13 protein-coding genes and 1 pseudogene are annotated in these 14528 nt (G+C 67.7%); 9 read left to right on the forward strand and 5 right to left on the reverse strand.

Translation table 11 applies throughout. From position 1 onward, the window contains the following. Window positions 1–16 precede the first annotated feature (16 nt). Window positions 17–829 carry a fumarylacetoacetate hydrolase family protein gene (locus tag ACFX43_RS25130; protein ID WP_378837259.1) on the reverse strand — a complete coding sequence of 271 codons (813 nt, stop codon included), beginning with the start codon at window positions 827–829 and terminating at the stop codon, window positions 17–19. 70 nt (window positions 830–899) lie between these two features. Between ACFX43_RS25130 and ACFX43_RS25135 the strand changes: the two genes are divergently transcribed. The 4 genes from ACFX43_RS25135 (at window position 900) to ACFX43_RS25150 (ending at window position 4613) form a co-directional block, all read left to right on the forward strand. After that, complete coding sequence (locus ACFX43_RS25135; protein WP_378837262.1) at window positions 900–1745, forward strand: 3-methyladenine DNA glycosylase; 846 nt, start codon at window positions 900–902, stop codon at window positions 1743–1745. Between the two features lie 68 nt (window positions 1746–1813). Next, the gene (locus tag ACFX43_RS25140) at window positions 1814–2902 is read left to right on the forward strand and encodes an alpha/beta fold hydrolase (protein ID WP_378837271.1); all 1089 of its coding nucleotides are present in this window, start codon (window positions 1814–1816) and stop codon (window positions 2900–2902) included. Window positions 2903–2946: 44 nt separating this feature from the next. Then, window positions 2947–3555: a pentapeptide repeat-containing protein gene (locus ACFX43_RS25145; protein WP_378837275.1), complete on the forward strand. Its 609-nt coding sequence runs from the start codon at window positions 2947–2949 to the stop codon at window positions 3553–3555. 20 nt (window positions 3556–3575) lie between these two features. Beyond that, complete coding sequence (locus ACFX43_RS25150) at window positions 3576–4613, forward strand: DUF2330 domain-containing protein (protein ID WP_378837278.1); 1038 nt, start codon at window positions 3576–3578, stop codon at window positions 4611–4613. On the opposite strand, the pseudogene ACFX43_RS25155 reads toward ACFX43_RS25150, so the two are convergent. After that, window positions 4599–4901, reverse strand: a pseudogene (locus ACFX43_RS25155) (TetR family transcriptional regulator); the annotation flags it as partial. The gene ACFX43_RS25150 and the pseudogene ACFX43_RS25155 sit on opposite strands and share 15 nt — an antisense overlap. Before the next feature lie 14 nt (window positions 4902–4915). On the opposite strand from ACFX43_RS25155, the gene ACFX43_RS25160 reads away from it, so the two are divergent. Both ACFX43_RS25160 and ACFX43_RS25165 read left to right on the forward strand, forming a co-directional pair. After that, on the forward strand, window positions 4916–6205 hold the full coding sequence (locus ACFX43_RS25160; RefSeq protein ID WP_378837281.1) for a PucR family transcriptional regulator: 1290 nt from the start codon (window positions 4916–4918) through the stop codon (window positions 6203–6205). 177 nt (window positions 6206–6382) lie between these two features. Then, complete coding sequence (locus ACFX43_RS25165; protein ID WP_378837289.1) at window positions 6383–7816, forward strand: amidohydrolase family protein; 1434 nt, start codon at window positions 6383–6385, stop codon at window positions 7814–7816. 406 nt (window positions 7817–8222) lie between these two features. Here the strand turns inward: ACFX43_RS25165 and ACFX43_RS25170 are convergent, their stop codons facing one another. After that, entirely contained in the window at window positions 8223–9083 is an 861-nt protein-coding gene (locus tag ACFX43_RS25170; protein ID WP_378837292.1) for a hydroxymethylglutaryl-CoA lyase, read from the reverse strand. 1 nt (window position 9084) lies between these two features. Beyond that, the gene (locus ACFX43_RS25175) at window positions 9085–10305 is read right to left on the reverse strand and encodes a CaiB/BaiF CoA transferase family protein (RefSeq protein ID WP_378837297.1); all 1221 of its coding nucleotides are present in this window, start codon (window positions 10303–10305) and stop codon (window positions 9085–9087) included. Window positions 10306–10526: 221 nt separating this feature from the next. Here ACFX43_RS25175 and ACFX43_RS25180 point away from each other — a divergent pair, with 221 nt between their 5' ends. Together ACFX43_RS25180 and ACFX43_RS25185 are read left to right on the forward strand one after the other, a co-directional pair. Beyond that, entirely contained in the window at window positions 10527–11897 is a 1371-nt protein-coding gene (locus ACFX43_RS25180; RefSeq protein WP_378837302.1) for an SLC13 family permease, read from the forward strand. 129 nt (window positions 11898–12026) lie between these two features. Further along, the gene (locus tag ACFX43_RS25185; protein ID WP_378837315.1) at window positions 12027–12629 is read left to right on the forward strand and encodes an IclR family transcriptional regulator; all 603 of its coding nucleotides are present in this window, start codon (window positions 12027–12029) and stop codon (window positions 12627–12629) included. 57 nt (window positions 12630–12686) lie between these two features. On the opposite strand, the gene ACFX43_RS25190 is transcribed toward ACFX43_RS25185, so the two are convergent. Further along, window positions 12687–13322 carry a TetR/AcrR family transcriptional regulator gene (locus ACFX43_RS25190; RefSeq protein ID WP_378837321.1) on the reverse strand — a complete coding sequence of 212 codons (636 nt, stop codon included), beginning with the start codon at window positions 13320–13322 and terminating at the stop codon, window positions 12687–12689. Between the two features lie 69 nt (window positions 13323–13391). Between ACFX43_RS25190 and ACFX43_RS25195 the strand changes: the two genes are divergently transcribed. Beyond that, a complete protein-coding gene (locus ACFX43_RS25195; RefSeq protein ID WP_378837325.1) occupies window positions 13392–14522 on the forward strand; it encodes a DUF2306 domain-containing protein in 1131 nt (376 codons plus the stop codon). Window positions 14523–14528 lie beyond the last annotated feature (6 nt).

The following is a 14528-nucleotide window of genomic DNA, read 5'->3' on the forward strand; positions in this document are numbered from 1 at the left end:
GGCTCGAGTGTCTTGTTCAACGCTGTGCCACCTTGTTGGTCAGAGCTCCGAGCCCCTCGACGAAGATCTCGATCTCGTCGCCGGGCTCCATGGGGCCGACACCCTCGGGGGTGCCGGTGAGGATCACATCGCCCGGCAGCAGCGTCATGACGCTGCTGATGTGGGCGATCAGCTTCGGGATGTCGTGGACGAGGTCCTTCGTGGACCCGTCCTGGACGACGTCACCGTTGAGGAAGGTCTGGATGCGTACGCCGGCAGCGAGCTGCTCCGGCTCGACGTCGGTCTCGATCCAGGGGCCGAGCGGACAGAAGGTGTCGTAGCCCTTCGCCTGGGAGAAGTGCTTGAGCCGCCGCTGGATGTCACGCGCGGTGACGTCGTTGGCGACCGTCATCCCGTAGATGACGTCCTTCACCTTCTCCACCGGGACATCGCGGCAGATCCGGCCGATCACGATCGCGAGCTCACCCTCGAAGTGGAGGTCCTCGACGTTGCTCGGTCGCTGGATCGCGTCACCCGGACCGCAGACCGCGGTGTTGGGCTTGATGAAGAAGAGCGGCTCCTCCGGGACCTCGTTGCCCAGCTCGGCCGCGTGCTTGGCGTAGTTGCGGGCGACCGCGACCACCTTGCTGCGCGGGATAACCGGCGCGAGCAGCTTGACGTCTTCGAACTTGTGGACCTGATCGGTGATGTTGACACCCGAGAACAGCGGGTCGCCCTGGAGCGCGACGACGGTCGCGTCCTCGCTGAGCTGGCCGTAGCCGTCGAGGTCCCCCATGACGACGCCGAACTGGGGCTCGCCACCCTTGGTCGTGAATCTGGCGATGCGCACGTGCTGAGCCTATCCGGACCCGTCGCCACGATTCACTTCACTATGCGCCGCCTTCGTAGGCTTGTACGTCGTGGAGGTGCTGTCGCGTTCGGAGTGGACCGCTCGCGCGGCCGCTCACCGGGCGCGCCTGGCGCCCTATGTCGAGCCGCATCTCGCCCGCCGTGGCGCCCGGGTCAAGCACCCGGTCAACGACTTCCTCTTCACCTACTACTCCTACCGGCCGGCCCAACTGCTGCGCTGGCACCCGGGGTTCGGAGTGAGCCTGTCGGACGCTGCGGAGTACTCCTCGCTGCGCGGTTATGCCGACGGCACCGTCTCTCCCGACTTCCTCGCCGACAAGCGCCTGCTCGTCGAGACCCTCCTGAAGCTCCTGCGTGCCACCGCCTCCCGAGACGCCAACTTCGGCTGCTTCGGCCTCCACGAGTGGGCGATGGTCTACCAGTTGACCCCCGAACAGGTACGCCACGCCGACTGGCCGCTGCGGCTCGGGACCACCGGCACCGACCGCGTGGTCGAGTCCCACCGCATCGCCTGCAGCCACTTCGACGCGTACCGCTTCTTCACTCCCCCGGCCGCACCTCTCAACACCCTCTCGCCGCGATCCGACGACCGAGCGGCCTTCGAGCAGCCGGGGTGCCTGCACGGCAACATGGACCTCTACAAGCACGCCTTCCGGCTCTCGCCGCTGGTCTCCTCCGACCTCATCGCCGACTGCTTCGAGCTCGCCTGGGACATCCGCACGATGGACATGAAGGCCGCCCCGTACGACCTCTCCGAGCTCGACCTCGACCCGATCCGCATCGAGACCGCCGCCGGGAAGCAGGAGTACGCCGCCGCCCAGCGCGCCTTCGCCGAGCGGGCCGCCCCGCTCCGTGAGCGCCTGATCGCCGAGTGCGAGCGGCTCATCGACGCGTAACGGACGTCACACACGGTGCGAGCCTGCTCCCGCCGTGACCTCGAAGGACGGGTTACGTTAAGCCCACAATGGCCATCCTCCCCCACCCCCGACAAGCTGCCGCCTCGATCGCCACCACGGTCGGCGCCGCCGCGGGGAACGTCGCGCACTCGCTGCTCTACGGCGGGCTCGCCGACCTCCGGCCGATGCCGCGCACGTTGATCGACGACGGCAACCGACGCGAGCTCTACCACTACCGACCCGTGGCAGGGACGACGCCGGAGGGCGACCCGGTGCTGCTGGTGACGCCGCTGGCGGCGCCGGCGATCTGCTACGACCTGCGGCGTGGCTGCTCGGTCGTCGAGCACCTGGTGGGGACGAACCGGCCGACCTATCTGGTCGAGTACGGCGAGGTGAACTTCGCCGACCGCAGTCTCGGGATCGAGCACTGGATCGCGCACGTCGTGCCGGAGGCGATCCGGTCGGTCTCCGAGCACGCGGGCGGGCGGCCGGTGCACGTGGTCGGCTGGTCGCTGGGCGGCATCTTCACGATGCTCGCCGCCGCCGACGCCCCCGACCTCCCGATCGCCTCGCTGGCGGTGCTCGGCTCGCCCTGCGACGTACGTCAGGTGCCGTTGATCGCGCCGCTGCGGCCGCTGCTCAACCTGCCGCCTGGCAACCTGGTCACCACCGCCTACCAGGCCTTCGGAGGCGCCCCGAAGCCGCTGGTCCGGTGGGCTTTTCAGATCTCCTCGGTCGACAAGATGTTCACCAAGCCGGTCGCGAAGCTCTCCAACCTGGCCGACCGCGAGTTCCTCGCCCAGCTCGAGGCGGTCGACCGGTTCACCGACAACATCATCGCCTACCCGGGGCGTACGTTCGGGCAGCTCTACCACCACTTCTTCCGCACCAACGCGCTGTTCAGCGGGCAGATCGACATCAGCGACGACCACTCCGTCTACCTGCGCGACGTCAAGCAGCCCACCCTCGTCGTCGCCGGCGCCAACGACGGCATCGGTCCCGTCGCCTCGGTCCGGCCGCTGGTCGACCTGCTCACCGGCGCCGAGGAGCTCCGCTTCGAGATCGTCCCCGGCGGCCATCTCGGCCTGCTCACCGGCCGCGCCGCCCGGGACAACACCTGGCCCCTCCTCGACGAGTGGTTCACCCAGCACGACTGATCCGGACCGTCTGAGTGTCGGTGGCGGGTGGCAGGGTGTGCGCCATGCCGAACCCACCCGCCGAGGCGACCGAAGAGCACTTCCGCAACGAGGACTGGTACGCAGCCGACCTCACCGGCGCGCGGTTCGTCGACTGTGTCTTCACCGATGTCGACCTGACCGAGGCGACGACGTCGGCGGCGCTCTTCGAGAACTGCACGTTCCACGGCGGCCGGTTCAACGCCTCGACCCACGTCGGCTCGGCATTCGTCGGGTGTGACTTCCGGCGGACGAACTTCTTCGACTCGACGTTCGAGGGGTGCAAGCTCAGCGGGAGCGAGTTCTCGAACTGCACCCTGCGGCCGCTGAAGGTCACCGGCGGCGTGTGGCGCGGGGTCTCACTGCGGGGCGCGAACCTCGCTCGGCTCGACCTGTCCGGAGTGGACCTGCGCGACGCCGACCTGTCGCTGGCCGACCTCACCGACGCGGTCCTGCGAGACACCCGGCTCGACGGAGCCACGCTCCAGGAGACGACACTGCACGGTGCCGACCTCCGCGGGGCCGGGCTCGACCGCGTCGACCTCACCGCCGCATCGCTGCGCGGCACCAAGCTCGACCTCGCCGGCGCCGTGATGCTCGCCGAGCTGCACGGCGCGGAGGTCGAGACAGCGTGAGCACCGATAGGTTGTCCACCATGTCTCGTGGAGCGATTCGCGTCGCGTTGGTCGCGCTCATCGCCGGCCTGCTGCTGGTCCCCGGTGCCGCGCGTGCATGCGCGTGCGGAGCGGCGTACGTCCCGGAGGGGCACACCGTCGAGGCCGGGGAGGAGATCGCGTTCCTGAGCTGGGCGGACGAGGGCGAGCGGGAACGGCTCGAGATGCTGCTCGGAATCACCACGGAGACGCCCGACCTCGCGGTCCTGGTGCCGACGCCGACCGTCCCAGACGTCACCCAGGGAGACCCGGAGCGGTTCGACGAGCTGGCGCGGCTCACCACCCCGCCGCCGGAGAAGGACTGGTCGCTCTTCGACGAAGACGGAGCCGGGGCGCCGCCCGGAGCCGCTCCCGACGTCATCTCACGGACGGTGCTCGAGGACGTCGTCGCGACGGTCATCGAGGGCGGCGACGCGAGCGGGGTGGCTGCCTGGCTGCGTACGAACGGGTATGCGGCCAAGCCGGAGCTCGAACCGGTCATCGCCGACTATCTCGAGGACGGCTGGCGGTTCACGGCGGTCAAGATGCGCGGCGACCAGCCGTTCGACGGGTACGCGGACCCGATCGTGCTCACCTTCGACACCCCGACCCTCGTCTATCCGATGCGGCTCAGCTCGGTCGCCGACGACATCGGTGAGGTCACGGTCTTCACCCTCGACCGCACGTTCCGGTCGCCGGTCGCCGCCTGGGCCACCTCGGATGAGCCCGAGGCCGCGGTGGAGCTGGTCGAGGAGGGTGTACACGACGACGTACTCGACAACCTGGTCGAGCGGGGCGAGAACCGGCTGTCCAAGTGGACGTTCTCGATCGAGGACCCGGCTGCGTTGACCAGCGACCTCGAGCTCGCCCGGGAGCCGGAGATGGCGGAGACCTTCGCGCCGGCGGCGACCGAGTCGGCGCGAGACGCCGAACGGAACCTCTCCCCGTGGGTGGCCGTGCTCAGCGGAGCGCTCGGCCTCGTCGTCGGGGCCGGGGCGGTCCTGCTGCTGCGCAGGCGCCGGTCCTCAGCGATCGGCTGAGGCCTCGCGGACGGCCTTGGCCATCGAGATGCCGGCTGCGATCAGGCCGAGGCCGGTGACGAAGTCGTCGGTGTCGCGTACGTCGTCCTCGATGGCGCCCGCGGCGGCGGCCTGGAGATGGGTCTGCTCGTCGACGGCGTGGCCGTAGACGAAGTGGAGCAGGGTGCGGGCGGCGACGGGGGCGAGATCGCCGAGGCCGCCGTCGTTCAGCGCGGCGACGAGGTCGTCGTGGGGCTGGGTCGCGCCCAGCCCGAAGGCCCAGACGGTGGCGACGACCTCGGCGCCGTCGCGGTAGGCGAGNGATGCAGGGTCACTGGGTTCGCGAGCTGCGCCCCGATCCCAACCGTCCGTACGACACGGTTTGCAGTCGCGAAACCATCGAGAAGGCTGCCGCCCAGGTCGGGACGGGTCCGGTCGAGTGGGCGATCCAGGTCGGCCGGGAGATGGCGATCCGAGTCGTCGACGAGATGTCGGTCCTCGGAACCGGCGAGAGCGCGATCCACTCGATGCGCTTGGGGACCGAGTCGTCCACCATCCGTACGCTCGTCTGCATCGACGCAGGGCAGGTCGCCGAACAGGGAGCGACTCCCGAAGTCGTCGAGCAGATGCGCGACTACGTCCACCGCCGAATCCCGCTTCCCGCCGTGTGGGCTGCCATACGAGACGGCCACTCTTGGCTCGCCGACTACTACATGGCGGCTTGCCGTGACCTGGTGCCTCCCGACGAGCAGGCGGTCCAGTTCGAACTCATCTCCCGCGTGCTCTTCGACTTTGTGAACCCGTTTGCGAACGGGGTCGGCGACGCCTACACAGAGGAGTACGAGCGTTGGGTCAGCAGCGCCAACGCGGCGCGCGACGAGGCAGTCCGCGCCGTGCTCGACGGAGACGAGGTCGACCTACGCAAGTCCTCGCGGCTCTTGAGCTATGAGATCGAACATCGCTATCACCTGGCGCTGGTGATGTGGGTACGCGATCCGGATCCGCACGACACCACGGCGTTGCAGACCCTGGGTCACCAGGTGATGGACCGGATCGACGCCTCGCAGAATGTGCTGATTCCGGTCGGACAGAGCGAGGTGTGGGCATGGGCAGGGAGCGCGACCAGACTCATTGACCTCAACGAAATCGTCGAATCGCTGGGCGTCCCCGGGCTCGGGGTGGCAGTGGGCCGCGTCGGCCACGGGGCCGACGGTTTCCGGGCGAGCCATCGGCAGGCACAAGAGGCGGCGCGCGTCATGCGCATACGAGACGGCGACCTGGGCGAAGCCGTCGCCTTCGACGACGTGAGCCTGGTGGCCCTGCTCACGCGCGATCCCATCAACGCTCGGGCCTTCATGCACGATGAGCTTGCCGGCCTGATTGCCGACGAAGCACACGTCGCAGACCTTCGCGAGACCGTTCTCGCCTACTTCGAATGCAAGCGCAGCCCACAGTCGACCGCTGCGAGACTGTTCGTCGCGCGCAACACCGTGGTCTACCGCCTCAAGAGGGCCGAGGAGTTGTTGGGCCGGCCGATCGATCACCGCGAGGCCGAGCTCTGGACCGCCCTCCTCCTCGCCAGAGTCTACGGCCCGGACACCGCTCGACATTGAGCAGCGTCTCGGCCGCAACGCCCAACTCGTCGACCTTGTCGACACCGCGAGGCGCTGCTCAGCGCGCGGAACAGCTGTCAACGGCGCAAGCGCGTTGCACTCTGCGTCCTACCCGATCGAATCACTTTGGGACTTCCGAGCAAGAGACATCCGTCACACCTGAGGTGAACTCGATGTGTGAACAACTACTCGAACTTCGCACAGCAGCCCGCCGGCTCCCCCTCGCCCTCGGTCGCATCGGCGCCCGGGAACGACCTCGCAACGCGCGACGCACTCATCGCGAACAACGGCGATCGCGCCGTTCTCATCAAGGGCGGAACGATCCTCACCCAGGACGCGAGCCACGGGAACCTCGAGTCAGCGGACGTGCTCATCCGCGACGGGAAGATCGCTGAGCTCGGGGTCGGCCTCGACGATGCCGACGCGATCGTCGTCGACGCCTCGGCGATGATCGTCCTGCCCGGGTTCGTCGACTCCCACGTGCACGCGTGGGAGGGGCAGCTGCGAGGTTCGGCGCCCACGCTCGACTTCGGGTCGTACCTGGGCTACACCGCATTCGGATACGGGCCTCTGTACCGGCCCCACGACAGCTACGTGGGGAACCTGATCACGTCGCTCGTCGCACTCGACTCCGGCATCACGACGATCATCGACAACTCGCACAACTCGCTCACCCCCGATCACTCCAGCGCCGCGGTGGAAGGCCTGCGTGACGCTGGGATCAGGGCGGTCCACGCCGTCGGCGCACCGGTTGCAGGCCCGCCCGAGAACTGGCCGAAGGATGTCCTGCGGCTCCGCTCGGAGTACTTCAGCTCCAACGACCAGCTCCTCACCCTTCGACTGTTCGACCTCTACCCCTCCGCCGAGCTCTGGGAGTTCGCCCGGTCCGAAGGCCTGTGGGTCTCTCACGAGATGGGCGCCCACATCGAGAACGTCGACGACGTGTTCGCCGAGCTGAGCGCACGGGGACTGCTCACCGCCCAGCACACCTACAACCACTGCTTCGATCTCTCGGACAAGGTCTGGGAGATGCTGCGAGAATCCGGCGCCAGCGTCAACCTCGCGCCGCGCTCCGACGCCGCTTTCGGGCTGGGCACCTCGACGCCGCCGATCGACAAGGTCCGCGAGATGGGCATCATTCCGGGACTGAGTGGTGACAACGAGGTCAGCTACGGCCTCAGCATGTTCGCCGAGATGCAGATCCTCCTCAACGGCCACCGTGGCCGGACCTTCCGCACTGCGCTGGTCGACGGCGCGGATGCTGCTCCCGAACACCTCACCCCGGAAGAGGTTCTCACCTACGCGACCATGGGCGGTGCGGCGAACGCCGGCCTCGCAGACCGCGTGGGGTCACTCACGCCGGGCAAGGCCGCCGACGTGGTACTCGTCAGGGCGACTGACGTCAACACCGCTCCGCTGTCCAACCCGGTCGCGACCGTCACGGCGTTTACGCACGCAGGCAACGTGGACACCGTCTTCGTCGCCGGCTCGGCGCGCAAGTTCCGCGGCGAGCTGCTCCATCACGACTTCGCCCAGGTCCGCGCCCTCGTCGAGGCATCGAGGGACTTCCTGTTCGAGGCCAACGCAGGCGCCAGCGAGGCGTCCGCATGACGCAACACTGACGAGACGGGCTACCGATCACGAAACGATCGGTAGCCGGCGTGTATCCCATCGACACAAAGCTGGACACACCCTCTCCGAGAGCCGTAGGGAGGCTCACCATGGCATGGCACACATCAACGACGCCGGTGGATCGGCTCACCGACCTTCTGAGCAAGATCCGCCACCAAGGCGGCACCGTCGTCCGATGCCAACGCATGCTCCACTGGGATGCTCATCACCTGGGTCACCCGAACGTGACGCCGTGGTCCCGGCTCGCTCGATCGCCCAGACCGGGCGGCAACATCGCCATTACCAAGGGACAAGGGCTCCGTGCGGGTCGTGCGGGTCGGGCGGGTCATCAACCGTACTGGGACGATTCGGTCCGGCTTCCTCGTTCGTGCTGGGCCGCGAGCCCTCAGATGGGGGCAACCTTGGTGCCGCGCGCGAGAGCGTCCTCCAAGATGACGTTGGCCGCGGCAAGTCCCTCTGGGTCGATGCCGGTCTCCGCGCCGAGCTGATGGAACAGACTGACGAGCCGTTCGGTGGCGACGTTGCCGTGTGCTCCCGGCGCAAACGGGCAGCCGCCGTAGCCGCCGAGCGCGCTGTCGAAATGGCGGACTCCTGCCGCGAGCGCGGCCTCCGCGGTTCGCAGGGCCTGGCCTTGGGCGTCGTGCAGGTGGAGTCCGATCTCCGTGTCGGGGTGCTCAGTTCGCACCGCATGGACGGCGGTGATCACCTGGTCGGTTGTCGCGATGCCGATGGTGTCGGCCATCGAGATCCGCTCCACGCCCATCGCTGCCATCTGGTTGGCCACCCTCATCAGCTGATCCAGCGGCACTGGGCCGTCGAAGGGGCAGACGAAGGCGGTGGACACCCCGGCGATGATGGGAATGCCCGGAAACTCGGCCACAGCTTCGTGAAGCTGCTCGAGCGCAGCCTCCGAGCTGCGACCGGCGTTGGCTCTGCTGTGGGCGTTGCTCGCCGAGGCCGCGATCTGGATCGCATCGACACCGCTTGCGGCCGCGCGGCGCACACCCTGAGCGTTGAGCGCAAGCGCGATCCGACGCACTGGAATGTCGGCGGTCTGGGCGACGACCTCGGCCGCGTCGGCCATCTGCGGAACCCGCGCCCCGTTGACGAACGAGGTGATCTCGAGCTGAGAAACGCCAGCACCGTGGAGGGCCCGGGCGATGCGAGCCTTGTCGCCGGTACTCACGATGACGTCTTCGTCCTGCAGGCCGTCACGGAGGACTACGTCGGTGATGGTGACCACCATGTCAGATCACTCCTCGTGCGCGAAGTTCTTCGATTTGCTCACTGTTTCGCCCCAGCGCGGCGAGGATGTCCTCGGTGTGCTGGCCGAGGGAGGGGCCGGGACTGTTCACCGATCCAGGCGTGGCCGTCAGGTGCGGTACGACAGCCGGCATGGTGACCGTTCCGAGTGCCGGGTGCGCGATCTCGACAAGAGATCCACGCTCCTGCACGTGGGAGTCAGCGAAGACGTCGGCCATGCTGTTCACACGGCTGACGGGAACACCTGCTTGATCGCAGAGCTTCTGGATCTCGTCCCCGGTTCGTTCGCCGAACCACTGCTCGACCACGGCGTTGACCTCCCTGCGGTTCTCCACCCGTGCCCGGTTCGTGTGGAATCGGGGGTCAAACGGCATCTCGGCCCTGCCCATCAGCTCCGCCAGCCGATTGAAGGTCCGGTCGCTGCTGGTCGAGAGCACCATCCAGACATCGTCGCTGCCCTTGAACAGTCCGCACGGGACACTGGCGGGGAACTGATTTCCCTGCCTCTCGGTCAATGTTCCGAGACGGTCGTACTGCGCGATCATCCCCTCGAGGAAGCGCAGCAGCGACTCGTAGAGCGCAACGTCCACCTCCTGAGCAGGCCCGCCGGCGACATCGCGATGGTGCAGCGCCACCAAGGTCCCGAAGGCGGCGAACAGTCCGGCGACGTAGTCCACCAGCGAGATCGGCGGCAGGACCGGCTCCCTGTCGGGGAAGCCCGTGCCGTAGACATAGCCCGTGAACGCAGTGGCTGGAGTGCCGTAGCCCGCCATCTGCGCATTCGGGCCTGTCTGCCCGAAGCCGCTGACGCGGGTGATGACCAGATCGGGGTTCGCGGCACGCAGATCCTCGACGGCGAGCCCCCACCGATCGAGCGTTCCCGGACGAAAGTTCTCGATCAGGACGTCGTGCTCGGCGACCAGCTCGAGAAAGATGTCTCGGCCCGTCTCGGTACGAAGGTCCAAGGTCATGGACCTCTTGTTGCGGCCCATCGAGGCCCACATCAGCGGCTCGTCGCCGTCGAAGGGATTCATCATCCTGAGCGGGTCGCCCACACCCGGCATCTCGACCTTGAGCACCTCCGCACCGAAGTCTCCGAGCAAGGTTGAAGCGAACGGGCCGGCAAAGACGTTGGCAGCCTCGAGAACGCGTAGACCAGCCAGCGGACCGTGGGCGGCGGAAGGCTCCGTCGGGAGAATCGACATCGGCGCTCCTATCATTATATGAGAGTGACCTGTCAGATATTGACAGGCTACGCGCGCAAAGGACCTCCTGCAAGCCTTGCCCGACCCCGAGGCATCCACTCACCACTTGCCTTCGCATCGCTTGCCAGCGTGTGGCGCGCGCCATAGAGTGACCCACGTCACTCCACATGGTGACTGATCGCTCTCATTATATGAGACTCTCACCCAGTCCGGAGGTACGCATGGTCTACTTCGTCTCCATCGCCGTCCTGGCGGCGCTCTTCGCCATAGCGACGACGCGGCCCATCAATATGGGACTCCTCGGGTTCGCAGCCGCCTTCATCGTCGGCGGGGCTGCATCTGGCTTCTCGGCCGAGGAGGTGATCTCGTACTTCCCGGGCGACCTGTTCGTCATCGTTGTCGGGCTGACGCTGCTATTCGGTATCGCCCGCGCGAACGGAACAGTTGACTTGATCATGAGGAGTTCGCTGCGTCTCGTGCGGAGCAGACCGTGGGCCATCGTGTGGCTGATGTTCTTTCTCGCCGCCGTGCTGATGGCGCTCGGCTCGCCGATGGCTGTGGCGATGCTGGCACCGATCGCGATGCCGTTGGCCCGGCGGTACAAGATCGACCCACTGCTGATGGGCATGATGATCAGTCACGGAGCCCTCAGCACGGCGTTCTCCCCGATCACCGTCTATTCGGCTGGTGTCGGCACGGTCGCAGGCGACCTGGGTATCGACGTGCCACCGTTGACGCTCTTCTTCGTTCCGTTCACTCTGAACGTGGTGTTCGCCGTTGCTCTTTTCGCCGTACGAGGCAGGGACCTGCTCCGCAGCAGACCTTCCGCCGACCCTACGAACGGCAGCCACGACGACGGCAGCAGCCCTCTGGCACGGGGGCGTGGCGCCGCAGGTGGCGACCTCGAGGATGCAGCCGGAAGCGATCGAAGTTCCGCTCAGCTCGTTGCGACCTTGCAGCCGACGGTCACAACGGAGCCAGCTCCCACCTCTTCGAGCACGAGGTGGGAGCCGGTGGTCACACTTCTCAGCATCGGCGTCCTCTTGGTCGCGGTGCTGAGCGGACTGGACGTGGGCGTCACATCCATGTGCCTGAGCGCCTTCCTCCTGCTCATCGCGCCACGTCGCGCCGAGGCAGCCATGGGATCGATCGCGTGGCCGGCGACACTCCTCGTCTGCGGAGTGGTGACCTATATGGGCGTCCTGACCGCCAACGGGACGATCAACTTCGCCGGCGAGAAGGCGACCGAGCTTCCTTGGCCGCTGCTCACCGCGCTCGTTCTGTTCCTGGCCGTCGGCATCATCTCCGCGGTTGGCTCCTCGATCGGCATCATCCTCATCTCGCTGCCGATAGCCGCGCCCTTGCTCGCGACCGGGGACCTCCCCGCAGTCAGCTTCATCGCAGCGCTCGCGTTCTGCGCAACCGTGGTGGACGTCAGCCCGTTCTCGACCAACGGTGTCATCGTGCTCTCGAGCGCGGAGGTGGAAGATCGTCGCCGCCTGCAGCGCCGGATGCTCTGCTACACCGGATACGTGGTCGTCGCCGCCCCGATACTTGCGCTGCTCGGCGTGGTCGTGCCGACCTCACTGTGAGTAAGTCCCGCCAGCGGTTCGACACGCCGTCCCCAGGCCTCCGCCCCCGAAACACACAAGCGATGCGCGAGAGCGCTTACCCCAACCGGTAACCTCCCCGGTGTGGATGAGGCAAGGCAGGAAAGGCGAGTGGGGGTCCTCGACAAGGGGGTCGCCATTCTCGACCTGTGCGAGTTCAACCCCTCGACAGCCACAGAGATCGCCAAGGCCCTCGGTATGAGCCTTCCCACGGCGGCGCGGCTCGCCAATGCACTCCTGGGCCATGGGCTGCTTCAGCGCTCGCCCGACGGTCGCTTCCATCTGGGGCCCAGATTCTTGACCACGCGCATGGTCGAGGTCGCTACTCCGTTGCTCGAGCACCTCTCACATCGGATCAACGAGACCTCGATGCTCTGGGTCGCCCGAGGCGACCAGCGCGTGTGCAGCGCCGAGGTCAACGCCAGCCATGAACTACGGGCACACTTCCAGCCGGGTACGGCCATCCCGCTCGCCCACGGCGGGTCGGCTGCGCGGGCCCTCCAGGGCGACATCAACAGCGAGGGCTGGGCCGAGTCCGTCCAAGAGCGCGCGGCCGGACTCAGCAGCGTCAGCGCTCCAGTGATCAGTGACGGCGCCTATCTCGCGGCAGTCTGCGTCGTCGTGCCGGTGTCGCGTATCGATTCCTCGCCTGGCCAGATGTACGGCGCCGAAGTCGTCGAATGCGCCAATCGGATCACCGCCCTTCTCACCTGAGGTCAGCTGGCGTGGGGTCGCCGGCCGAGGCGACACGGGCCGGATCCCCGGGCGGGGTCACGGTCGCAGCCCGCGCTCGAAGACCTCGAGCGCGGTCGCGATCGCGGTCCTGACCTCGTCGACGCTGAGCCGGCTCTCCGGCGGACCGAGAGCGAGGGCCACGGCACCGGGCCACGCGCCGAACAGGAAGTAGGACAGCAGGCGCGAGTCGAGCCGGCGCATCTCTCCCGCGTCGACGGCCGACTGGATCTGGACCTCGAACTCCGCCCGCAGGGCTTCGATCAGATCCTCGACGCGTTGATCGATCGGCGACGTCGAGGTGCGCAGGGTCCGCGCGACGAGGTAGCGCAGCATCGCCGGATGCTCGACGAGGATCTCCAGGTAGGCCGACCCCGAGGCCATGACGCGATCGAAGGCCGACCCATCGGCCTCGTACGCCTGCTGCATCCCCTCGATCGCGTAGCCGGCGATGCGCTCGACGGCGGCCGCGACCAGCTCGTCCTTGGTGCCGAAGTGGCCGAAGACCGACGCGCGCGACACTCCCGCGCGGCGGGCGATCTCCGCCATAGAGACGGCGTCTATGGAGCTGGTCGCAAGGACGGTCTCCGTCGCCTCGAGGATCGCCGAGCGGGTCCGTTCCTGGCGTGCTGCACCTCGGCGCGCCGAGGTCTGGGTGCCGGGATCACCTGCCATGCCCCCATCGTAGGGGAGGCGTCGAACCTATTTTGGACCCACAGTCCAAATTGGACATATGATGCCGATATGTCCATCACTCGCAGGGATCTGTGTGCGCGCTCGGCCTGGATCGCGACAGCAGTCGTGGTGCTCCTCTACGCCCCCATGGCGCTGGAGTTCACGGCGCGTCTGTTCACCGACGACGCGCCCCGGCTCTGGGACCACACGTTCGCGGGCGTCGTCGGCGAGCGACAGGCGCTCGGGCCGGGCTCGATCCACGAGGTCCAGCACGAGAACTACGGGCAGCACCGCACGGTCCTTCTGGCACACACCACCGTCGGCGCGCTCGCGATCTCGCTCTCCGTCTTCCAGCTCTCACGCCGCAGCCGGACCAAGATCGCCGTCCACCGGCAGGTCGGCCGCGTACAGTGCTCGCTGGCTGTCGTCTCGATGATCGGCGCGATCACCTACCTGCTCCTCGTCGGCCCGGACGGGACCTTCGACGGCCCGGCGTTCTACCTGCAACTGTGGGCACTGGCGATCGGCACTTTGGTGGCCACGCTGCTCGGCTGGCTCGCCATCCGGCGTGGCCACCTGTCCAGCCACCGGATCCTGATGACGTACGCCTTCGCCCTGCTCTGCACGGCGCCGTTCCTCCGCGTCCTCTACCTGCTGTTCGGCCTTGCCTGGCCGGACTCGACCCAGCTGGTCACGAACCTCGCCGGCGCCAGCGTCCTGGCCGTATGGGCTCCGATGGCGGCGGCCTTCGCGTCACGCCGAGTGCCGGTCGCCCGCAGGCGCGAGCAACTCACCCCGCTGCCGGGGCCGGCGCTCGAACGGGGTGCGCTGGTTGTGTCCACGATCGGTGCCGCCGCCCTGACCGTCGGGTACGCCGCGGCCTTCGACGGCCTCGACCGGATCACGATCACGGCCATCGTTGCGAACGCCCTGGGCATCGCGCTCACCGCCCTCAACCTGCGGGAGGCGGACGACCGCACCGCACGCGAGGAATGGCGCATCCATCACACCGCGATGCTGGCGGGCCTACCGCTGACCGCCTTGCTGTGGCTGACGTACACGGTGCCCTTCACCACGGAGCAAGCCTTCTACGGCGCGATCCTGACCGGACCGGCGGTGGCACTGTCCGCCGCCGTCGGCCTGGTCGCTTGGCGTCGCCGCATCCCCGCCCGCCGACCCGCCGCGGCGGTCACAGCGTGAACGAGC

It is taken from the genome of Nocardioides sp. YIM B13467, assembly GCF_042788075.1.
In the GTDB taxonomy this organism is placed as follows: Bacteria; Actinomycetota; Actinomycetes; order Propionibacteriales; family Nocardioidaceae; genus Nocardioides.